General features: G+C 45.8%; 22 protein-coding genes. 3 read left to right on the forward strand and 19 right to left on the reverse strand.

What is annotated here, in order from left to right; genetic code table 11:
• Positions 1–150 precede the first annotated feature (150 nt).
• Complete coding sequence (locus KNP98_RS13405) at positions 151–2517, forward strand: SEC-C metal-binding domain-containing protein (RefSeq protein WP_214811876.1); 2367 nt, start codon at positions 151–153, stop codon at positions 2515–2517.
• Between the two features lie 212 nt (positions 2518–2729).
• On the opposite strand, the gene KNP98_RS13410 is transcribed toward KNP98_RS13405, so the two are convergent.
• Genes KNP98_RS13410 through KNP98_RS13420 form a run of 3 tightly spaced genes read right to left on the reverse strand, consistent with a single transcriptional unit; the run spans position 2730 to position 4929 of the window.
• Positions 2730–4193, reverse strand: a complete 1464-nt coding sequence (locus KNP98_RS13410; protein ID WP_214811878.1) for an ArdC-like ssDNA-binding domain-containing protein — start codon at positions 4191–4193, stop codon at positions 2730–2732.
• A gap of 5 nt (positions 4194–4198) precedes the next feature.
• Positions 4199–4477 (reverse strand): hypothetical protein, encoded by a 279-nt coding sequence (locus tag KNP98_RS13415; RefSeq protein ID WP_131504354.1) that lies wholly within the window; start codon positions 4475–4477, stop codon positions 4199–4201.
• Complete coding sequence (locus tag KNP98_RS13420; protein ID WP_214811880.1) at positions 4474–4929, reverse strand: hypothetical protein; 456 nt, start codon at positions 4927–4929, stop codon at positions 4474–4476. Before KNP98_RS13420 ends, KNP98_RS13415 begins: the two co-directional genes overlap by 4 nt.
• 111 nt (positions 4930–5040) lie before the next feature.
• On the opposite strand from KNP98_RS13420, the gene KNP98_RS13425 reads away from it, so the two are divergent.
• A complete protein-coding gene (locus KNP98_RS13425; RefSeq protein WP_214811882.1) occupies positions 5041–5505 on the forward strand; it encodes an SRPBCC domain-containing protein in 465 nt (154 codons plus the stop codon).
• Between the two features lie 48 nt (positions 5506–5553).
• Here KNP98_RS13425 and mobP2 read toward each other — a convergent pair whose 3' ends face one another.
• On the reverse strand, positions 5554–6714 hold the full coding sequence (gene mobP2 / locus KNP98_RS13430) for a MobP2 family relaxase (RefSeq protein ID WP_214811885.1): 1161 nt from the start codon (positions 6712–6714) through the stop codon (positions 5554–5556).
• Positions 6707–6958: a hypothetical protein gene (locus KNP98_RS13435; RefSeq protein ID WP_214811887.1), complete on the reverse strand. Its 252-nt coding sequence runs from the start codon at positions 6956–6958 to the stop codon at positions 6707–6709. Before KNP98_RS13435 ends, mobP2 begins: the two co-directional genes overlap by 8 nt.
• A gap of 137 nt (positions 6959–7095) precedes the next feature.
• Here KNP98_RS13435 and KNP98_RS13440 point away from each other — a divergent pair, with 137 nt between their 5' ends.
• Positions 7096–7233: a hypothetical protein gene (locus KNP98_RS13440; protein WP_214811890.1), complete on the forward strand. Its 138-nt coding sequence runs from the start codon at positions 7096–7098 to the stop codon at positions 7231–7233.
• A gap of 453 nt (positions 7234–7686) precedes the next feature.
• Here KNP98_RS13440 and KNP98_RS13445 read toward each other — a convergent pair whose 3' ends face one another.
• The 14 genes from KNP98_RS13445 to KNP98_RS13510 all read right to left on the reverse strand — a co-directional run bounded on the left by KNP98_RS13445 (position 7687) and on the right by KNP98_RS13510 (position 20626).
• Positions 7687–8526, reverse strand: a complete 840-nt coding sequence (locus KNP98_RS13445) for a hypothetical protein (protein WP_214811893.1) — start codon at positions 8524–8526, stop codon at positions 7687–7689.
• Positions 8527–9084 carry a hypothetical protein gene (locus KNP98_RS13450; protein WP_214811894.1) on the reverse strand — a complete coding sequence of 186 codons (558 nt, stop codon included), beginning with the start codon at positions 9082–9084 and terminating at the stop codon, positions 8527–8529.
• Between the two features lie 13 nt (positions 9085–9097).
• Entirely contained in the window at positions 9098–10204 is a 1107-nt protein-coding gene (locus KNP98_RS13455; protein WP_251135188.1) for a lysozyme family protein, read from the reverse strand.
• Positions 10204–12147 carry a VirB4 family type IV secretion system protein gene (locus tag KNP98_RS13460; protein WP_214811896.1) on the reverse strand — a complete coding sequence of 648 codons (1944 nt, stop codon included), beginning with the start codon at positions 12145–12147 and terminating at the stop codon, positions 10204–10206. The genes KNP98_RS13455 and KNP98_RS13460 overlap by 1 nt, the downstream gene beginning before the upstream one ends.
• Positions 12148–12154: 7 nt before the next feature.
• A complete protein-coding gene (locus tag KNP98_RS13465; RefSeq protein ID WP_214811898.1) occupies positions 12155–12790 on the reverse strand; it encodes a hypothetical protein in 636 nt (211 codons plus the stop codon).
• A gap of 4 nt (positions 12791–12794) precedes the next feature.
• Positions 12795–13106, reverse strand: a complete 312-nt coding sequence (locus KNP98_RS13470) for a DUF5592 family protein (protein ID WP_214721979.1) — start codon at positions 13104–13106, stop codon at positions 12795–12797.
• 4 nt (positions 13107–13110) lie between these two features.
• On the reverse strand, positions 13111–15051 hold the full coding sequence (locus KNP98_RS13475; protein ID WP_353048594.1) for a pLS20_p028 family conjugation system transmembrane protein: 1941 nt from the start codon (positions 15049–15051) through the stop codon (positions 13111–13113).
• A 15-nt stretch (positions 15052–15066) separates the two neighbouring features.
• Complete coding sequence (locus tag KNP98_RS13480) at positions 15067–15495, reverse strand: hypothetical protein (RefSeq protein WP_214770819.1); 429 nt, start codon at positions 15493–15495, stop codon at positions 15067–15069.
• A gap of 16 nt (positions 15496–15511) precedes the next feature.
• Positions 15512–15766 carry a hypothetical protein gene (locus KNP98_RS13485; RefSeq protein ID WP_088838321.1) on the reverse strand — a complete coding sequence of 85 codons (255 nt, stop codon included), beginning with the start codon at positions 15764–15766 and terminating at the stop codon, positions 15512–15514.
• Between the two features lie 12 nt (positions 15767–15778).
• The gene (locus KNP98_RS13490; RefSeq protein ID WP_214811902.1) at positions 15779–18148 is read right to left on the reverse strand and encodes a VirD4-like conjugal transfer protein, CD1115 family; all 2370 of its coding nucleotides are present in this window, start codon (positions 18146–18148) and stop codon (positions 15779–15781) included.
• Positions 18149–18170: 22 nt separating this feature from the next.
• Positions 18171–19262, reverse strand: coding sequence for a hypothetical protein (locus tag KNP98_RS13495; RefSeq protein WP_214811904.1), 1092 nt, complete (start codon positions 19260–19262; stop codon positions 18171–18173).
• A gap of 92 nt (positions 19263–19354) precedes the next feature.
• Positions 19355–19579, reverse strand: coding sequence for a hypothetical protein (locus KNP98_RS13500; protein WP_050678812.1), 225 nt, complete (start codon positions 19577–19579; stop codon positions 19355–19357).
• Between the two features lie 14 nt (positions 19580–19593).
• Positions 19594–19782, reverse strand: coding sequence for a hypothetical protein (locus tag KNP98_RS13505; RefSeq protein ID WP_214749308.1), 189 nt, complete (start codon positions 19780–19782; stop codon positions 19594–19596).
• A gap of 355 nt (positions 19783–20137) precedes the next feature.
• Positions 20138–20626: a helix-turn-helix domain-containing protein gene (locus KNP98_RS13510; protein WP_214811906.1), complete on the reverse strand. Its 489-nt coding sequence runs from the start codon at positions 20624–20626 to the stop codon at positions 20138–20140.
• Positions 20627–20945 lie beyond the last annotated feature (319 nt).

Genomic DNA, 20945 nt, shown 5'->3' on the forward strand with positions numbered 1-20945 from the left:
AGCGTTTGTTGCTTTTAGTTTAACGGTATGCGATGTGATATAGATAAATAATATTTACAGTTTTTATTTGTGTACAGCTTAAATACTATTTGAATTCAATGAATTTATTATAAGTGTATTTATTAATTGAGAATATGAGGTGAAAATAAAATGAAAAAAATCAAAAAATCAAAACCAATCAAGAATATTAATACTGAAAAATTGATTTTTTTAAAAAATAGTCTATCTGAAGAAGAATATTATAATCTCATACAAAATTTAGCAAATGAGCACTCTAATTCTTATAAAAAAATTGATGACATAGTAAAATCAATTCGCAATTTAGTGACGAAAGGGAACTCGTTAAAAATGCTACACCAAAGTTATTTTATGTATCTAATAGGGCAACTGGGAATAGTATCGGAGTATCAATCCGGTTTTGAAAATAATGTTTCGTTGAGGATGATAGATTATGTTCAGAGTATTATTGTTTCGTCTGAACCACAACGACAAGACGAAAAAAATGATGCTCAGACAGACCTCGAAGAAAATCAAATTTGGGAAGAGATTTTTTCACAAGTATCAGATTTGTACTCTAACCTTAGCGATTACCATATATACAAAAGTGCATATTTAAAAGTTAATGATCAAGATTATGATCCCGAGTATGATGCTCTATATGTACAAGCACAAGAATTAAGAACAAATGTAAGAGGCCAAAGATATTCTGCTTATGAAATTCCTCACTTGCGTGACTTATTAAATCCACATGAGGACATTTTTAATGAACTTTTTAACATAACAGTTGAAGAATTTTTGACAGGAATTTCAAAGTTACAGCACTCATTAATGCAGGGAGTTAATGATGGGAAAAAAGAAATGGAATTATTGTTACAAAAAACGGTATCGGTAGGAGCACTTAATTTTGAGGAACCAGAACTAGAAAGCATTAGAGATTCTGTATTCGGGAAACTATTTGGTTATGATTTATTTGATGTTAAAAAAGTTACGGGTTTACCTAATGCTTTATTAAGAGAATTGTCATGGGCCCCTGGAGAAGAAAGTAGTTTTTTTGAAGATGGTGAATATGCAGGATGGCCGCTTAGAAGGATGCCTATCGAAATAAGACCTTTTATTTTTTTAGATAATAAGTATTATTGTTTCGATGCATATAGTTTGTTTGAAAATTTATACAGAATAATACAAAGACTACTTTTTCGTCTAAAAGCAGATTATAAAGATACATGGAATGAAAAACAAAAAAAGGTGTCTGAAGAATTACCCTTTGTATTATTTAACAAGTTGCTTAATAAACCTGAAATACACAAGTCTGTTTATTATCAGAGTAAAGTCGGTAAGAAACTACAATGGTGTGAAAATGATGGAATTATTATTTATGACGATCATATTATTATTATCGAAGTTAAGGCCGGTTCGTTTACCTATACTTCTCCAGCTACTGATTTCCCAGCTTATATTAACTCAATAAAAACTCTTGTTAAAAGTCCACATGATCAAGCTACAAGATTTATAGATTATATTCTTAGTGAAGATGTTGTTACGATATATGATGAAGAACATAAGCCAATCCGAGAATTAAAGAAAAATAATTTCCGACAGATAACTATTTGTTGTGTCACATTAGAAAATTTCACTTCTTTTTCCTCAAGAATAAATCAACTAAATGCTTTAGGGATTAAATTTAATGAATTACCAGTTTGGAGTTTATCAATAGACGATTTGAGAGTATATACGGATTACTTTGAATCGCCACTTTTATTTACTCATTTTTTAGAGAAACGAATTAAAGCATCAAAATCCGATGAATTAGAATTATTTGATGAACTCGATCATTTAGGAATGTATATCAAACATAATGATTATTCACGGTTAGCAGGAGAGAACAAAGAGGTAAAAATTATGTGGCAAGGATATCGCGAAGATTTAGATAAATATTTTGTTAAATTAATTTTTGACGAGCAACTTCCATCCAAACCCAAACAAGAACTACCTCAAAAAATACAAGAAGTAATAGGATGGTTAGATTTGAATGATATATTTGGTAAATCTAAAATAGTCAGCTCTCTGCTTAATTTAGATGAAAAAACAAGATGGGCAGTTGAGGAAAATATTACTAAAGTTTTAGAACGACAAAATGAGATTAATAAAACTTTACCTTTAAGTATATTTGGAGAAGCTAGAATAACATTTATTTGTAAGCAGATTGAAGTAGAGAGTTATAGTGATGAATACTCAAGGGACTATGTTTTAGCTACATTATTAAAAGCAAACGATGAAGTTAGATTGGGTTTATATCTATCCTATTCAAGCGATGGAAAACTAGATGATGTAGAATATGAATATTTAACGAAAGAAGATATACCGCAGGAAAGAAAAGTCGAAATAGAACGACTAGCAGATATATTGGCTGAACGTCGTATAATATCGTATAAGAATCAGACTGGTAAAAAGAAAATAGGACGTAATGACTTGTGTCCTTGTGGTAGTGGTAGAAAATATAAAAGATGTTGTATTTAATCCTAAGAACTGCTTATTTATATACTTGAGCTTTTAAGTTACAAGTGCCATTAAATCGTCTAACATTTATTAAGTTATATATTAATTAGAAATAGAAAATGAGAATTGCCTCTCGATATGACGCAACTCTCATTTTTTATTTAAATGTATAGTTAAACCTACTAAATTTTATTTTATTTCCGATTAATTTTATATAGGTAACAGTGTAATTTTTAGCGGATACGGAATTTCTTTTCCGGTACATTGAAGTGTCGAGTCACAATCTGTCGCAACTTTTCTAGGTCGCGATCTTCCGTCGAAATCATCTCGTCGTACCATGCCTTTTCGAGTACTTGTTCCGTTTCCTTACTGACGACTTCTGTTTTAAGGATATGATGTAACGGGCTACTGGCTTCCTCAAGACCCTGGAAGTGTTGACTGATCGTTTCTTCTCCAGGAATGACCAACGTATAGGCAATCGTCTCATGTTCGTCGAAGTCGCGGTCGTTGGCTTTCGCAAATGGTTCGAAGAAGTCTGTTGCACCATGAACGAGCATCATCGGTTCATCGAACGTCGAAAGGTCTTGTTGCGTGTCCTGCTTGGCGATACTCGTCAGGTAAGATCCGACGTCCTCCGGTGTGTGTTGCATGATCCGCTCGAGCCGTTCGGCTAATGGCATCCCCTGATCCGTAATGTGTGCCACGTTCTCGACATGTTCGATCATCTTGAGAGGCGATGCTTCCCGTTCCAGGACTTGTTCGTGCTCGAGCGAAGTATGGATTTCGCGGATGAAGTGACCAGATGTCTGATGGACTTCGTGCAACAGGTCTTCTTTATCGCGTACGTCTCTCCCTTGTGTCCAACTGGCGAGATACGATAACGAAAACTCGTCCGTTGGAAAACCGAAGTGAGCCGCAACAGTGTAGGCGACCATCTCCGCTTGGAATTCCTTCTCGTGCGGATTCAACTCGATTCCACGCTCTTCGTTTCGTTCTGTGTTATGCAGATTCGCATGCGCGAGTTCATGGATCATGACGGTGACATTCTCGATGTCCGAGTTCCGTGGATTCAGGGCAATCGCGTTTAAATCTGGATAGAAGCATCCCTTCGCTGTACCAAGCTCATTCAACGGTTTATCAAGTAACGTCACGTCTTGTGTCTCAGCAATCCCGTTCAACGCACGGCGAAATGATTCTGCTTCACGAATTGAACCGTTCCGATGATACGAAGCAAACAGCTCGGAGACTTCGAGTCCCTTCTCACGGGCATCGGTCTGCGTGTACTCGAAGACGTGACCAATTTTATAGTACATCGCTTTCCGTGTCGGAAGAGCACCTTCCTTTGCGCGCTTTTGTTCTGTCTTCGTCGCATCCTTCCATGCCACCCAATCCGTCTCTCGTTTGATGAAGGTGACAGGGGAGGGGACGAAAATCTTGATCCCTTTCTCTCCTTTTTGGACCTGGACGCCTTGCTTCTCCCAGTATGCATAGGAACCGACAGCACGTGCGCCTTGGAACTGTTCCTCGATCAATAGCATGTTCCGCGTCGAGTAGCGATGGAACCGGCTCATGAAGTCGAGATGTTCCTTGATGCTCTCCTGACTGACGAAGTGAGAAGCGAGCTGCATCTCCATCTTGTCGGTCAACGCTTGTAATTCCTTCTGATAATCCTCACGTGTTTTCTTCTTGTATGCCATGTGTCTCACGCTCCTTCAGACGAGAAAGACGAATCGGCGGCACCTTCGAAATCTTCTAGTTCCTGCAGAACAATCGGATCGGCAGCGAGTCGATCCAGTAGTAGATGACGACGATCACGTGATACCGGTAGCAACAACAGAGGCTCTTCTTGCAGGATCTCAAGGAACGAATATTCGTCATATGAGACAGGGATGTCGTATCGCGCTTGATGAATCAAGACTGTGACGTGGGTCGGTTGTAGTTCGAGAAACGTTGCGAGTGTGAAAGCTTCCAGTCGTCTCATTTGTGGGTCATCCTTTCCTCATCCGAATGCTTATGTTGCTTTCGTTGGTCGATCCGTGATTTGACGGCCGTCTCCGCTGTCTCAAGGAACGAAGGACGGTATTCTGTCGTCGTGATGATGTCCTCGATGCTTTCCGTCTGCATCAAGGCTTGCACCAGTTCAATCAATACCTGTGTTTGAAGGTCTGTCTGTTGGACGCTCTTTCGTAACGGAGAGAGACTCTTTGTGATTTGTTCTTCCCAGAACGTGGTCAACTCTTGTTCGATCTGTTTTGATACGGAACGACTGATATAGTTCAAATCCCATTGCTTCTTGATCATCTCTTGATAGTCACGGATGATGTGATCGATTGCCGGACCAATCCCGGACAGTCGTTCCCGCTCGCGATACTCCTCTAAAAATTCAGCTGTCACGGCACTCAGCCGGATCCGGACTTGCTTTGTTTCCTCCATCTGTATTCTCCTTTCTATAATCATCAATTGTAAAAACGATTGCCAAAGAAACAGGACTCCGTTCGAATGGTATGATTAACATATAAAAATTAGTTAATGCGAGGTACAAACATGTCAAAAATTCATTTTTACAAATCTGTTCAAGTGATTGATGCCTCCATTGAAGAGGTATACGATTACCTGACGAAGAATGAACATATTCTTAGCTGGAGCAATATGACTAAGGATCATATCTACGCAGAAGGAGAACCATTGCAATACTTATACGCTGGTCAGAAACTTCAAGTTATCCAAGAGCATCGTGGAAAAAGGTATTCCGCTGATGCTTGGGTTGAGAAACTTGAGGCACCGTCCTTCATTGATGTCAGAACTTCAAACGAAATAGGAACGACGATTGGTCAATACCAATTGCAATCGAAACAGAATCAAACAGAGTTACAAATTGATTTGTTAGTAGAGACACCGAAGTGGGCTTATGCCATTCTTTATAAACTTTCCAAATCAAGATTGAACCGAATGTACAATAAAGAATTCCGTCGATTAAATGATTATGCAATCCAAATGAATCGTCGCTAAAAAAATTGTTGCCCGTCATCCTTCTATATAAAAGGGTGACTTTTTCTTTTATCGATTTTGCTCGATTTCCTGCTGAAGAGCTTCAAACGCCTTTTGGTTTTGTATGTGTTCCCATTCATTGTTCATGTGTCGTCCGATTCGATAGAGCGTCTCTTGCATGATCCGTTCACATCGAAACGCTGATCGGATTCTTTGTTTAGGTGAGAATGTATTCGTCTTCGCAAGCTTCTGAGGTGCCTTGGACGACTCACGCATCTCGCACAGGATGGCGTTTCCCATCCGCGTGTAGAGATCCTGTTCCTTCGTCTTGCGATAAGCCGATGCTTGGGATGCCGATCCATAACTCCGTTCGTAGAATGTGACCTCGGTATCGAGTTGTTGTTTAAACTCGCTGTGCTCTTTCTCGAAGTAGGTCGCAAGATACGTGTCAGTAAATTGATTGAGTGAAGGACGCAGTTCGTGCATGCCGTTCATGTTGTAATACCACTGCCGCTTGTCGTCCGGTAATTGTTTCTGAATCGTTTTGTACTGCCGAACGAGTTCCGGGTGCAGGATCCAATTCGAAGCGGACGTCGTCGAACGATTTCGTTTGTGTGCGAGCACTTCTTCCCGGATGAATGTATTCAGTTTCTCTTGTTCACGTGTCCGGTCGGCAAGCGTATGGACGACTTGCGCCTTCATCTTCTCGATTGTTTTCGGTTTCCGTTTACCGCGTTCGCGTGGATGTATCGTCTCGACTGTCGCGACATGGACGTGGATGTTATCCGTGTTGTAATGAATCGCAGCAGTCCATGTCGCGTGCAACATCTGTTCCTTTTCGATCATCAGCGCGGTCGCGTTCCGTGTCGCCTGCATCAAACGTTGTTCATCGATATAACGATTTTCTTTGACGCCGACTTCCTGTAACCACGCTTCGTCGAACGAGATGACATCTTGCCAGAGGATGCTGCCGTTCTCTTGTGCCCGTCGAAAGACTTCACGCAATTGCTCTCGTTCAATCGCACTCAATCGATTTTGCGTCGCTGTGAACAGACCGCTCGATTTCAGTTCATCCTCCATATAATCGTGATAGTTCTCAAACTGTTGTGACCGTGCTTTCGTCTCCGGTCGATCGATGTAACTGAGGTACGTCGTATAGCGACGCGCACGTCGGGTTGCTTGAGGCAACTTGAACTTCGACTTGATGATGACACCGGGAACCTTAGTCATCGTGCATCACCTCACGGAAGAGTGTGGTCAATTGTTCAAGTTCTGTTGCGCTCCGCTTCAGATGTAAGGTGTTCGCTTCGAGTTGCCGCTCGAGGCGCGCAATCTGTGTCGACTGGACGCCATTCGCGCACCAGGTAGTCAGTAAACCTTTCAACAATTCTTGGCGTGAACACCGCTGTCTCTCCGCTTGTTCATCGAGTTTTTTGACGAGGACGGGGTCAATGTCGCGAATCAAGAGATCCATCTCTTTGCCTCCTTTCAACACGAAAGTGAGTCTCTACTTTCAAAAAAATGAAATTCTTTCCGAACAATTCAGCCGTTCCTCCTGTCATTAGAAGTGAGAAAGGTGCTACCACTCAGACGAAGAACGGAGGGAACTACATGCAGTCAATCATCGAACATAGTTATACACTCGGAGAAGCCTTGATCGTCTCCTTGATCATCGAACTCCTGAAAAACATGTATTCGAGAACGCGCACACGTGAATCTGATTCATCAAATATGAGTGACGTCCATTAATCGAATAAAGATCAGATGAAAGTGAATTAAGAAAATTTTCCATTTGTTGAAACCTCGCTCTCCCAAATCATGTATAAGGATGAAAGGAGGAATTGAGGATGACGGTTTGGGCACTCGCTTTGTTCGGATTAGCATGTAGCTTCGGTTCGTTTTATGTCATGTTTAAAGTATTTGAGACGTTAAAAAAAATAATCCTGGAATGAATTCAACGGGTTGCGATGCTCGTTTTTTTATTCAATCAAACAGAAAAAAATGAGTTGTCTCCAATCAAAAATTTAGAGACCGTAGAAACAGAGATGGACCTATAATCGTGAAAAAGAGCATAAGGGGAAACTGCTATCACTCAGCGTGCTAGCCTAGGCGGAGCCTAGTGTTTCCTTGATATCATCAAAATCGCGAAAAGGTCACACCCTGTGCCACTAAAAATGGCATTTTGGCACGGTGTGTGCCACCTTACCATTTCAGTTCACGTGCTTTAATACGCAGTTGATCTTGTCGTTTCTCTTCTTGGATGAGTTGCTTTTTCAGTTCTTCTTGTTGTAGAACTGTGTCTTCTTTATCTTGCTTCAGATTAAATATTTCATCCTCATGCTCGACTTGTTCATCGAGTGTCAGGTCGGGTAACGTGGCTTGTTTTGTCTCGATGTCCTGTTCGATTTGTTGGATGAGAGAAGCTTGTTCCATCTGTTTGCCTTTCATTTTTTTGATTCGTCTTTGACTCTGTATGTGTTGGTCGGCAAGAAAAAGTTGGGTGTAGTCATCCGTTTGTTGAGTAGGCAGTGACTTATTTGAGACACGACGCTGATCCATATAGAGTGATTCGACGAGCGCATCTTCTCGCTTCGTAGCACTCAGCTTCTCGAGTGACTGTTGGGGCTTAATGACATATAAGCGGAGTGCTAGCTGATCAAAGTCGCGTGGTACACCTTCGATTTCGAAGACGTAGTGCTCGTCTTGGTGATAGACGACTCGGACGCGCTGCTCATCCGTCGGTCGTTCCTTGTAAGCGATGCGAGCAACAAGTTTTGTCGCGTAGTCTTGGGGTTGGTCGAACTGGAGGCGGACACGCATTTGCTTTCGCTCCTCATCATGAGACCAGTCGAGAAGCATGACAGTCTGTCCATTCGTCAACCGTTTTTCTTTACCAATCGGTGTCGCATTGATCGGTTGTTCCTCGGCAAAGAAGAGGGAAGAGAAACCGAAAAAGAGAAAACCAATCAAGAAGAACATACCTGTTCCGAGATACAGGCGTGACCAGTCACGGGTCAACGTCTTACGTTTTTTTGTACTCATTTAGACACCTCCTGACGTCTTGAGGCTCTTCATCTGATTGACGGTGTAGCGTCCGTCTTGATGTGTAAACGTCAGTTCGATCAGCTCATCGGATGTCTCTTCATAGCCGTTTGAATCGATCGTCAACGTCCGTTTGAAGCGGACGAGGCAATGTTCTGGCTCGTCACGACTCGGAAAGACTTCGATGTCAGAGACAGCGGCAGTAAACTTGCTATCACTTCCGCTACTTGCGAACAACGTCCGTTTGATTGACTCCGACATGTACTGGCTGGCCTGTCGCTTACGCGTCGGATAGGTCCCGTCTTCCCACGTGAATGCAAACGAGATGAAGCGTTCTGCATTCTTAGAAATGGACGACTGCTGCCCTGGCTCCTCTGCGTCAGTGACGACAGTTGAGTCTGGTACAATCATTTCTGGTGACGAATCCTTTGTGTGTTTTTCTGAAGTCATGTGTAGTCCATCTGATGCCGACGAACGGTATTGGTAGACGTTAGCACTGATTGAAAGCAGCAGACAGAATAGCGTGAGCCACAAAAGATGACGACTCTTCAATGCCATGTTGCATCCCTCCTTATAGAGAAAAGAGTGGTGCCGGATCAATGTGTCCGGACCAATCACTCGTCTTAAATTCGATGTGCAGATGGTTTCCGGTCGAACGTCCGGTCGAACCGCACATCCCAATCGCTTGTCCGGCTTCGATTTTCTGACCCGCCTTGACTTGGCGCGCGGAAAGGTGCGCGTAAGCGGTAATCCATTCCCCTTGTTTGATCTGAATCAACTGCCCGTACGGTCCGCGTAAGCCGCTATAGGTAACGGTACCGGAGCGGACGGCGTGGACGGTATCGGTATCGTGGCAACTGAAATCGATGCCCGTATGGACGTCCGTCTTTCCGAAAACGATCCGTAATCCGAATCCCGACGTCATCTGCAACGGGATGTCGAGGGGGGCGTGGAGTTTCCCTTTGATCGGTCCCGTCTTGCCTTCTGCCAGTACCGTCGGCGTCAGATAACGGAGGACGGCATCAACATATTCGATGTCGCCATAACAGGCTTGATGCTCGATCGCGCTCGGACGATGACATTGATAGATGCCACTTTTCTTGACGCGTTGGTACATCATCTGTGAAAAAGAGATTGCAAGTTGTTTCGTATAGCGTTCACCTTTTTCTTGGACGTAATCAATGAAGCCGCTCCCGAAGTTGTAACTCTGGAGTGTTAACTTGACGTCTTGGTTCGCTTGTCGGAAGACGGATGCGAAGTGTTTCACCCCATAACGAATGCTCTCATCGGGAGAAGTGATACAACCAATCCGTCCGCATTTGGATTCACTCGCTTGCATCGGATCGTTCCCGCGTCCGCCGCTCTCCTGCATCATCAAGGCAAGGACGACGTTCGTCTGTCCTTCAAGTTGTTCTTTCTTTAATTCACGCGCAATCGCCTCACGATATTGTAGAACATCATCACTAACCTGTAAGCTGGTGTCCGAGTAAGCGATCGGTGTCTCCGTCGCCTGATCGTTCTCGATCCCAGTCAACGTGTCGAGAATGCCTGCGACGATGATGATCAGCAGAAGGAGAAGGAGTGCGATACCAAGCGCAATCAGACGATACTTTAAGGTCAGGAGTCGCCATTTCATCCGGACGGCGACACGTGCCGACTCCCGGACCGTACTCCACATCAGGCACCACCTCCGAACAAGGTCAGCTCCTCGGGTGAGACATCGACATCGAAGATCAGTGTCTTCACACCGGAGATACTAAGGACGATGCGTCCGGTCTCGAGCGACGGGATCAACCGCGTCTCACTCTCGGTCAGTTGTCCGTCGAAGACGGTCTGGATCGTCGGGATACTCTCAGCATCCTGCTCGCCGATGAACTTATACTGCGTCAGCTGGAACAGTGTCTTGACGTTCTCGGCGTTCTCCGACTTCGAACCGGTCGGGACGAAGTCCGTGATCAAGTGCGAGGCGAAGAAGATGCCGCCGAAGTATTTCCGCGCTTCGCGCATGAACTGTTGCAGGTATAGAATCGCCGGTTGGGCGATATCGCGCGTATTGATCAGATGATGCGCCTCATCGATGACGATCAGATACTTGAAGGCATCCTCGATCAACACCTCGCCCTGGTTGTAGCTACGCAGTTGTCCGGCACCGTTGAGGATCATCCCGTCCCAGAGCATGTTCATCAGGTTGAAGACCTGTGCCTGAAAAATCTCATCCTTCAGATTCGTCAGGTTGCGTAGCGGAAATGAGACGATCGCTTCCTCATCGAACCGCTCAATCGAAGAATGCCCATCAAAGATGTTGCCGTAGTTATGGACAAGATTCGTGATGGCGAGTTCGATGTTCTCTAGCCGTCTGACACGATTCGTGCTGATGGTCTCGCGGATCGATGTCCGTGTTGCATCGGCATATAACTCTGAACGAACAAGCGTCAAAAAATCGGAGAAGATGGGATAGCTGTTCGCTGGATGCGTCGTGATCGGGGCGTCACCGTCCTCGTTCCAGAGCCCTTTTTCAAGGTAGAGCTGACGAAGCAGAATCTCGAACTCGTTCGCTTCTTCCTGGGAGGCTGCCGGATTGATGTAGTGATAGAAGACCGCAATCTTCGACAGGTGTTGCATGAACGAGAGTGTTTCATCCGCAGAGCCGTCGGCATGCGTGACCGTCTTATAGACATGCAGCGGATTGATCCGCCCGGCGGAACCGTCGAGTGCGATCTCTTTCCCACCAAGTTGCCGCACGAGGTCGGAGAATTCACCTGTCACGTCCAAGATGCGGACGTGATTGCCTTTGATTGCTTGATCGAGGACCGTCTTTTTGAGCAACGTCGACTTCCCGGAACCCATCTTCCCAATCATCAGCGCGTTGTAAAATTTCCGTTGCTTATCCTTATGGAACAAGTCGAAGATGACACTCCCGTTCGTGTCGGTCGTCCCGTAATAGGTACCGGTCGGATCCTGCAGCGACGTGAAGTGGAACGGATAACCACCTGCGATCGAGAGCGAAGGAATCTCTTTGCCCCGACGATGGTTCGGCAGTTTTTGCTGTTGCTCATAGCTGAGGAACAGGCTCTGCCATTCCCACTCCTGTTCGTTGAGGAAGACAGCAGCGCGGAAGTTCCGTGCTTCGAGTTCCTCCATCACATCCTGGACTTGTCGTTCGAGTGCTTCGAGTGTCTTCGCTTTGACGTAGAGTCGGAGATGCAAGTACTTCATCGTCTCACCCTGCGTGATCTGTTCGTAGAGTTCGTTCAGTTCTTTGTACGTCTCGCGCGCATCAATCCGGGCGACATTATCTTTCGCATTCTCGAAGCGCGTATTCTGCTCGGCCATCGACTTATTGATCGTCCGGATCATCTCTCGCTTGTCCGCTGTCCCGATGTCGAGCGTCGTCAGGACACCGGGCAGGTTAAGGATTGGCTCGAGCCAGAAATCATAGACGGTCGACTGATACTTATAGACATGGAGGCAGGCGAGATAACCGTCACCGGTCCGGACATAGTTCGGTTCGAAGCGTAGTCCGCCTTGCGGCTGGATCGCTTGGACGAATGTCGGATTGTAGCCGTCCTGTTGTTTGATCGTATCCGGATCTTGCTTCCGTAGAAAACGCGTACGCCACATGATGCCATCACTCCTTTCCGTCCTGGGTTGGTTTCGTATTCGGGTTGTGCAGTTGGAACAATACATGGATTTTCTGCTCGATCGTCAGTTCGACCATCGGGTTGCTGCGTCGAAGGAGTTTCGTCAATTGATGCTTCCGTTCCCGAAGCATCGCCTCGTCCGGAGCATAAAAAAAGAGGAGATAATCGCGATTCGTGCGATGCTCCTCAAGGTAGATCAGTTCTTGTTTCTTCTTTTGAAGAAACGGACGATAGGCGGCAATCTGATTCTGTCGTAGCTGTCGTTCGATCCGTTGTTTCTGTTTTTCTAGATTAAGCGGTGTATTGAGCGGAATTACCTTCAATGGATGGACATACGCCTGTAAGAGATAGGCGAGGGAGAAGATGTCATGGTCCTTCTCCGTCTCAGATAGTCCGTAAATATCCTTTGAAGTCAGTTGAATGATGTCGCAAAACGTCCCGTCCTGCATCTCGAAAACATCGAGCGCTGTTGAGTCGATAATCGGCAAAATGGAGGCGACAGACGATGGGATGCGGACACACTTCTCCTTGCGTGCTGGTGGTGTCGTCAACTGAACCTCATCGAGCCAGGTGATATCGTTCGTAGGACTTGTTTTCAATCGTGTATCTTCCGATAAACTCATCTGATCACGCTCCTTTCGAAGATTCATTCCGGTCGGCCAACGCGATATAGGTGTCTTTCTTCTTGATGAGTGCGTAATAGAGCACGTGGACCATCCGCTTTTCCGGATTCGTCGTCGGTCGGATGACGAGAAAGAGTCCGAAGCCAACGAGGAAGCACGTGAACGGGAGATGCAAGATGTCCGGGATGAACGGCAGGGCGATTAAGCGGACGATGATTAAGGCGACGAGGAACAGTAAATCATAGAGATAGAGCATCTTGTTGATTTTCAGTTCGGTCGTGACTTCGTTCGGAATCCGGTATTGGCGCTGTTGCATGTTCTCACTCCTTTTTCGGATCTAGACGCGGAACATCTGTTGAGTACATCCGGGACGATTCCTGTGTCACGCGCGTCTGGGCTTGTTCAACATGCTTGAGTTCTTTCTGCGTCGTGGTTTCCAGTGTCTGATAGATCGACTTTCGTTGTCGCTGTGTTCCGGATGACGTCTCCTGCGACGATTCACTGATGGATGGTGAGCCGCTGGAAGAGCTAGACAAGGCGACGCTCGGAGACACATTCTCTGTTGTCTCCACAGAATGAGCGGGCGCGCTAGTAGTCATTTTGTCGAACGGTGTCGAATCCACTGAAGACGTTACTGGCTTACGATTTACTGTAGAAGTCTCCACAGATGGTGAAACTGGTTGAGAGGAACTAGACATTTCAGGTGACTCGAATGCATCAGATGAGTTGGCATTTCTTTCATTCATCGGTGAATCGAAAGTCTTTGGTTGCGTAGCAGGTATTGTCGATTGCGAAGTCGATGGCACAGGTTTTGCTTGTGCGTCAGAGTCTGGGCGATGTGGAACGGATTCGGGTGGTGCTGCAGTATGAGCCTCTTGCGCCGTACCATGCATTGTCATCTCAACTGACTCAATTTGTTGGTTCTCTGGTCCTGTTGAACGAGATGTCCGCTCTTGTGCTTGTGATGGAGTCGGAACACTCTCAGGCGAACGATCTGGACGACTCACGGGTGTACCGCCATTCGGTGGCGGGTTCGGTGGTAACTTCGTACTTGCTGCTTCCGAGACAGAAGGAGTGGCAGGGCGTGATGCCATCTTCATCGTCTGACCGGCGACACGAGCGCCCGCTTTCGCTGTTCCTTTTCCGACAGCATACGCACCGAGTGCGACACCCCAACCGCGCTTCAGACCGGCATCAATCCCGAAGAGACGTTCGACCATGTTTGGTCCATCAATCAAAGCGGCAGAGAAGGCAATCAACGCAATCAAATAGGCGAGTCCGTCCAGTGTATCAGCCAAGTATGCCGTTCCAATCGTATAGATTTTGATCGAAACGAAGATCAGAATGATGACGAGAAAGGTGTTCAAGATGCTTTGAATGACCTTCTTCGTCTTTTGTCCGCTGTGTAGATCAGCGGGTGCTATCAAAATCGCCAAGACATAATTAAAAGCCAACTCGAACGAGAGTCGAGCCAGCTTGTAGGCAATTGAGAAGAGGGTGAAACCCACCACCCCAAGCGTGACGAGGATTGTCAGCCAGTTCGGGTGATACCGATAGTAATATTGGTTGTTCCATTCAACGCCACTTTGATCGAGTTCGCCTAATACAGCTTCTTTTCCATCCCACATCACAAAACTCTCGGAAAGTTTAATACCTGTATCAGAAAGCGCAAAATCATTTTGATTGAAGACTTCGTTGACTCTCAGATTTTTAACTAATGATTCAGGAATGTTATTCATTTTTTCTTTTTGTCCAGGTACTTTAAAATCTTTTTTATCGTAGAGTACTAAATCATGGATGTTCTGAAGTAATATCTTATTTGAAATCGTAGAGTCATTGTCGTCATACAAACTGCTCGAATTAGTTTGTGCAATCGCTTCATCTGAAAAATCATTTACTTTTATCATCGTAGGGGAAAGTAGCCCTAGGACTAAAAGAGTGATAAACACGTTGATTAAGAAGCCTTCCCGATCAAACTTCTTTTGGAAGATAATCAAATAGCCTGTAAAAAGAAAGCTACCAGCTAAGATGACATATAAAAAAGGTTGAATCGTCTGAACGAATTCAACCACTTCTGGATTATTAAAGAATGTCTTTGTTAAAAGGATAGTGTTCGTTACTTCTTCTAATCCATCAATTATGACAGCAAGTCCCCGAACTAATATCCATCCAACAGTCCTTAGTGCATCATTTACAAGATTACTGAGATTAAAAACATCCTCAAGGTCTTTGAACTTTGAAATTAGCTCGGAATCTGTCATAAGATTCACTCCTTATTAACTGTTCTGATCAATAAATTTTTCGACTTCATCGTTCAGTTGAGTTCCAGTAAGAACATTAATATTTAGCTCGTCTTGTACTTCACCATCCTTAATGAAGTATAGACGCTCTCCTTTTAATTCGGATGTGTATTCAAAAGTATCTCTGTTAACTAATTCTTTTCCATCAGGTTGGAATGTATTGTACATCTTCACCGATTTGTTCTTTTCTTCAGAGATGTTTTTAATCTTATCGACGTAACTCTCAAATTCTCCATCAGTTTCTTTTACCACTAATAAGATACCGTCTTTTTTACCATTCATCATCTTATCAACTTCAGAATCTTGTATCTGAGCTAATGTATTTTTCGACGTTTCTTCACTACAACCGACTAAAAGTAACGCAGAGGAAATCAATAGTCCGGAGAGTACTCGTTTCGCTTGCATGCCTCCACCCCTTTTCCTATGATGACACCTGTTCCGGACCTGTCAGGTCATCATTGCTGACATGGACCCGGAAATCGAATGTGTCTATAAGCGTAACAGTTTTTCGGTCGCCTGAGTCTGGGTCTTCTTCCTCAAATACGACTAAAAAGCCATCTTGGGTTTGGATATTCAATACTTCACCACGACGGAGGCGCTTCTTGTTCTCCTTGATGATGGTCGCGATGACCCGGAGTTCGCGCTGGACGCGTTCGGTGCGTGTCAGTTCTGTCATATGATGCCCTCCTTAGACGCCATGCCGAAGTTTCTCGAGTCGTTTGCTGATGATCGTCTTCAAAAAGTGACGCTGGTTGTCAGTTACGGGAATCGTTTTGTCTGTGATTCCTTGTTCGAACGCCGTGATAGATAGGGTATCGTATTCCGTCGTCTCGAAGATTGAGCGTAGGATTTTTGGTTGCAGGACATCACAGACACGCCATTCTGTTGCATCAGATGTCTCCTCATCCGTCTGAATGTTCTTCAATGCAACTGAGGTACCGAGTTGGAACGGGATTTGGAGTGTATTCAGGTCGAGATGGGCATGTGCGCATGGAATCACGAGATCATTGATGGAACGTTCTGTATTAAAGTCATCCGCTAAGTATTCATAGCGGTATTTCATCGCTGTCCGTCCGGTCAGGAAGAGGGGATAGGACTGGATCCGTCTCTTTTGTTTATCCTGTCGCTTGATGACGCGGATGATCAGCATCTCGCCTTCCTTCAGTCCCATCACTTCTGTTGCCGTCAGCAAGCGCCGGCCATCAACGCTTTCCGTCTTCGATTTCGAGAGTGAGAAGGTCTGTCCGGAACGCGACTTCGTGACAATCGTCTGTTCGCCGAGCTTCTTCGAAATCAATTCCGCCGTCGATTCGTCTGCCGTCAACAAGTAGTGCGTATTCCCACAGTTCCCATCGATTGTCTTCCAATCCTCCCCGTACAGATTCTCGAGTTGGGCGTAGGACTGGATGATGAGGTTGAAGCGGATGTTCCGACCGAGACAGACGGTGATGATGTTCGCCATTCCTTCGATCGCCGGCATGTTCCCGAATTCGTCGAGGAGAAAGATGACCTGGCGTTCACACCGTCCACTCGTCGCTTGCGAAGCGACGCGAGCCAGTGAGGTATAGACTTGTTTGACGTACAGTGAGGCGATGACGTTTAGCGTCGGATCATAGTCCGGAACGATCAGGAACACAGCAACCGGACGCGGGTGCTGGCGGATCTCCCGGATGTCGATCGGGGCATCGGTCGTACCGTCGAAGATTCCAGTCACCTCGCCTTTCCAACCGGATAGTGCCACAGTATACTTTTGCCCTTCACTTTCCACTGTGATAGTAGATCCGACCTCGAGTGTTTCTTCGTGATGCAGCACGAAACTCCCATCGTCGTCTGTCGTCAAGGCGAGCTGCCTTCCGCTTGGGAAGTGGAACGTCAGCCGTGACAAGGGAAGGGCACGCCCGCGAATCCAACGGTTGAAACCGATCAATTTCATGTCGAGTGAGTTTTGTGCCGTCAATCGTGCCGTCGCATCGAGGGTGAAGATCCCGAGCTTGGCATTCGTGTTCGCGAGGATACTGGCACGGGTCTGGCCACCGGAGAAATGAAGCGTCGCATACTGCATGCGTGCCGGATGATTCTCTGGGAACGCCGCGAAGAAGGTGTCGAGCGCCGATTGTTCCTGACCCATGTCATCCGTGACCGTCCGCGATCCGAGATCGGACAGCATCAGGGCGACGTTATACATCGTGATCTTCTCCGGTTCGTGTTTCGCCTGTTCACAAAGTCCAAGAATCAAGGCGGTACAGAGGTCTGTTGAGGAGTTACTCCAGAACGGATCCTTCGCCTTCGGGTCATGATAGAGCATGTAGGCGACCGAACGGGCATATTGTTGGGCGAGGGAGTAGTTCTCGTCTAAATACGCGTCGATTGTCAGTTGCAACAGGTTATAGGACATCGATTGCGACGGATTCATCAGATTCAGGACTTCGACCTGATAGCCGCGTGCCTCGAGTGTCTCTTTGGAGGCAGCGAATAGTTCACCTTTTGGATCATTGATAATCAGGCTCGCTTGGCGTTCAGCACGACTGTAGAGGTCAATCGTCGAGAAGACGAACGTCTCGCCTTTACCCGATCGGGTCGTCCCGATGACGAGATTATTGACGGCACTGTCATCGATGTAGAGACGGTCACGGTAGCGACCGACAGGGACACCACCGGATCCGCTGTAGGTCTCCTTACGGTCCGGCACATCCCGATACTGCTGTTTCAGCTCTTGGAACGTCGTGAAGCGGGCACTTCCTTTCTGTGCTGCTTTGAGATCACGGAAGTTGAGCCAATACTTCAACAAGAGATAGCAACCAAACAGGAAGCAGACACCAAAGATTGCGAAAGCGAGGGAAGATGACCAGGCGAGCGTCGTCCACCAACTGGATTCGTATTGTAGCGGGGAACCGGTCGTCAACTTCCCGTCCTGAAAGAGATTTTTGATTGTCTCTTGTAGAAATTGAAACGCCACATTGAGTATTAAGAACAAGAGAAGTGGTAAAGCAATCAAAAAGGCAAAACATCGCCACAGCCAAGCGGATGTAAAGAGAGAACGAAGTGAGAAGTTCATCATTATTTCAATCACCACACTTTCATTAAAAAATTGAAGACGCTTGTCTTTGCTTCGCTTCGAGCGACTCGTTGAGCTTCTCCAGCTCTTTTTTGTCTGTCTTCTCGGATAACTGTCGTTTTTGATCTTCGAGTGCTTGAATCTCTTCATCTAATTGGACGAGCGTTGCCACTTGTTGTTTCAGTTGTTCGTTTTGAACCAGCTTGACGCTTTCTTGTGCATTTGTCACATCTTTCAACGCGATGTAGGCACGTGTCTTCGCCTCCTTGCGCGCAGTCGTCATCTCGATGTCCGGGATGGAGACCGCACGTTTATAGTCTTTCTTTAGGATGGCGAGATCGAAGGTCCCTTCATCCGTTGGGTAGACCGCTTGGAACGCTTGCAGTGTCTCTTGACGGTCTGTTGCGAATGGCTTCGACTGTATAATAATCGTCTCGACATCGATCGGATCGTTCGTCACAGCAACCGCCTGATCATAGTCTTCTCTTTCGACATACTGGGTAATGAGAAACTGTTGTTGTTCGTTACTCAATGACTTTTGTTTTTCCAGACGCTGCATGAGCGGCTCCGTCTCTCCAGTCAACGCTGCTTCATATAGCGGTTGCCACTCTGACGTTGCAGCTTGGACACCAATGGGTGGATCCGGTTGTACCAGTTGGACAACGGATAGCGTACCGAGGAGCAACAGACTGACACCACTGACGCCATAGACGAGGCGCCGTTGTCCGCGACGTAAACGGGAGACGTGTGTCGCGTCCGGATGTTGCTGAATCGCTGACGTCGTCATCGTCTTATAGGATTCTGGCGTCAGACGTTCCAAGTTCTCAAGTAACAGGATTTTCTTCGTCGCATCCTCCTTTCGGATCCGAATACGCGGAATCCGATCCTTCAGCTGCAGATAAAGGTTCGGGTAGGTCGGGTCACCAAACTGGAACGTTCCTTTATAGACGAGCTGGTCGACATCATCAAAGATCCGGAACTCGCTCGCGAAGCGTTCGTTGGCTTGCTGAGCTTCCTGATGGACTTGAGTCGATAATAAAAGCGCCTCCTCATATGGAAGACGCTCATAGTTCGGAAAGCTTTCTTTTGGTACGTCGGTAAAACGGACAAAGAGCATACATTCTCCTCCTTTGAAGCGAGACATCGTAACGCAGGCAATAAAAAAAGCCATCCAGTTTGGAATGACGGTCTGTTTGATCGCTTGTTCAATTAGAATTTGATGTTATCGTTGACCATCTCAGCGAGCGTGAAGGCACCCATGACGATGATTAGGCCGACGGCACCGCCGACGAGCCAACCAACTGCTTTCGAACGCCCGCGATCCCCACCAAAGATAAAATAGAATCCACCGACCGCGAAAGCAATCGCTGCCGCGATGACGGCAAGTCCTTGAAAGAACTGGAGTAAGCTGAGTCCTGTCTCATTCAATCCCATCTGTTTTCCTCCTCTCAATCCCGTGACGCGGATGCAGGCGATGTGAAGTTCAGTTTTGAGTCGAGTGCTTCTAAGATCAGTTCCTGGTTCTCTTGGATGACGAGTTGATGTTGGGCGTCGAGCCACTCCTCATAGTCTTTCCCTTGGATCCGGAGCAACTTCTCGGCAAAGGTCTTATTCTGCTTCTGTTCACGTGTCGGCATAGCGTACACTCCTTCCTTGAGGTCGATGCGCAGCAGCACATCCTTAAGGACAGTCGGAGTCAAGCAAGTCGGTGGGTTTGTAGCAGGTTTCCCCACGAACTCTGACATCCGATATCGGACGTCTGTTTAGGGTTTTTCGATGACCCTCAACGAATACGTGACCTGTGGGCGAGTTTTAGGCGACTCTCGCCGAACCATTTCTGCGTATATCCCGCTCATCCGGTCACACATGAGGGACACGCCGGTATGTGATTGGAGTGACTGTCCTTAGCGATATGCTGCTACGGTCATCGATTCCTCTTGTCGTGTTTCGTGTTATTTGATAAGTAAATCTCAACATACGTACATAGGTACCTTACTGATGGACTAGTTTGCGACGGGAGACATGAATCAATTCGTCATCCGGATGCTTCCTTTTTGCGATGACTTGATTCTCCCCAACAACAGTCCGGATCCGGTAATAGAGTTGGGCGATTTCTCGAGTCTCCTTGGTCTCTTTTTCAATGGCGATCCGCCCGTGTAACTGATACGTCTTACCATCGAATGTGCGGACAGAATCCGCGAGCGGGAGTTCTGCTAAATCGAAACGTTCCCGCTTCAGATTTGACCAGTTTTGTTTCTTTTCCATCCTCAAGTCGAATTCATCCCAAGGAATGGATCCAAGTGTCTGTTCACAGGCTGTCGCAAGAATCTGGACATCAAGGATGGAAGGAAGTGAACGATTCCGCTCGTAAGCACTGATGGTTGCCTGCGAAATTTCTCCATACGTCTTTTCTGCTAACTCGACCTGACTCCAACCATGTTCTAGACGTTCATGTCTTAACCATTCTCCGAATCGGTACATACACATGCTCCTCTCCTTTGAGAATTGCTTTATAACAATGTCTTCCTGGTGATAGCTAGAATATAACAGATTATTCTGTTAATTCAACTTATATTTTAATATGTCAACTTTATTACATATGTCGAATAATGACGATACTAGTTGCACCAAGTCTAATTTTATAAAATTAGACTTGGTACGGTGAATATGTATTCAAATTGTAAAATATTTTAATATGTAAAATGATTATTATAACTCAAAATTTAGCTAAGTCATTTCAGGAAAATTGAATGCGAAAATCGTATCAAATTAAGTAACCACATTTATGTTATTTCGCATC

Origin of the sequence: Exiguobacterium sp. s127 (assembly GCF_018618695.1) — a bacterium.
GTDB lineage: Bacteria > Bacillota > Bacilli > Exiguobacteriales > Exiguobacteriaceae > Exiguobacterium_A > Exiguobacterium_A oxidotolerans.

Excerpts from the sequence above, each read along its gene's own strand:
- KNP98_RS13405 (WP_214811876.1), top strand. The coding sequence starts at position 151 with ATGAAAAAAATCAAAAAATCAAAACCAATCAAGAATATTAATACTGAA.
- KNP98_RS13410 (WP_214811878.1), bottom strand. The coding sequence starts at position 4,193 with ATGGCATACAAGAAGAAAACACGTGAGGATTATCAGAAGGAATTACAA.
- KNP98_RS13415 (WP_131504354.1), bottom strand. The coding sequence starts at position 4,477 with ATGAGACGACTGGAAGCTTTCACACTCGCAACGTTTCTCGAACTACAA.
- KNP98_RS13420 (WP_214811880.1), bottom strand. The coding sequence starts at position 4,929 with ATGGAGGAAACAAAGCAAGTCCGGATCCGGCTGAGTGCCGTGACAGCT.
- KNP98_RS13425 (WP_214811882.1), top strand. The coding sequence starts at position 5,041 with ATGTCAAAAATTCATTTTTACAAATCTGTTCAAGTGATTGATGCCTCC.
- mobP2 (WP_214811885.1), bottom strand. The coding sequence starts at position 6,714 with ATGACTAAGGTTCCCGGTGTCATCATCAAGTCGAAGTTCAAGTTGCCT.
- KNP98_RS13435 (WP_214811887.1), bottom strand. The coding sequence starts at position 6,958 with ATGGATCTCTTGATTCGCGACATTGACCCCGTCCTCGTCAAAAAACTC.
- KNP98_RS13440 (WP_214811890.1), top strand. The coding sequence starts at position 7,096 with ATGCAGTCAATCATCGAACATAGTTATACACTCGGAGAAGCCTTGATC.
- KNP98_RS13445 (WP_214811893.1), bottom strand. The coding sequence starts at position 8,526 with ATGAGTACAAAAAAACGTAAGACGTTGACCCGTGACTGGTCACGCCTG.
- KNP98_RS13450 (WP_214811894.1), bottom strand. The coding sequence starts at position 9,084 with ATGGCATTGAAGAGTCGTCATCTTTTGTGGCTCACGCTATTCTGTCTG.
- KNP98_RS13455 (WP_251135188.1), bottom strand. The coding sequence starts at position 10,204 with ATGTGGAGTACGGTCCGGGAGTCGGCACGTGTCGCCGTCCGGATGAAA.
- KNP98_RS13460 (WP_214811896.1), bottom strand. The coding sequence starts at position 12,147 with ATGTGGCGTACGCGTTTTCTACGGAAGCAAGATCCGGATACGATCAAA.
- KNP98_RS13465 (WP_214811898.1), bottom strand. The coding sequence starts at position 12,790 with ATGAGTTTATCGGAAGATACACGATTGAAAACAAGTCCTACGAACGAT.
- KNP98_RS13470 (WP_214721979.1), bottom strand. The coding sequence starts at position 13,106 with ATGCAACAGCGCCAATACCGGATTCCGAACGAAGTCACGACCGAACTG.
- KNP98_RS13475 (WP_353048594.1), bottom strand. The coding sequence starts at position 15,051 with ATGACAGATTCCGAGCTAATTTCAAAGTTCAAAGACCTTGAGGATGTT.
- KNP98_RS13480 (WP_214770819.1), bottom strand. The coding sequence starts at position 15,495 with ATGCAAGCGAAACGAGTACTCTCCGGACTATTGATTTCCTCTGCGTTA.
- KNP98_RS13485 (WP_088838321.1), bottom strand. The coding sequence starts at position 15,766 with ATGACAGAACTGACACGCACCGAACGCGTCCAGCGCGAACTCCGGGTC.
- KNP98_RS13490 (WP_214811902.1), bottom strand. The coding sequence starts at position 18,148 with ATGATGAACTTCTCACTTCGTTCTCTCTTTACATCCGCTTGGCTGTGG.
- KNP98_RS13495 (WP_214811904.1), bottom strand. The coding sequence starts at position 19,262 with ATGCTCTTTGTCCGTTTTACCGACGTACCAAAAGAAAGCTTTCCGAAC.
- KNP98_RS13500 (WP_050678812.1), bottom strand. The coding sequence starts at position 19,579 with ATGGGATTGAATGAGACAGGACTCAGCTTACTCCAGTTCTTTCAAGGA.
- KNP98_RS13505 (WP_214749308.1), bottom strand. The coding sequence starts at position 19,782 with ATGCCGACACGTGAACAGAAGCAGAATAAGACCTTTGCCGAGAAGTTG.
- KNP98_RS13510 (WP_214811906.1), bottom strand. The coding sequence starts at position 20,626 with ATGTACCGATTCGGAGAATGGTTAAGACATGAACGTCTAGAACATGGT.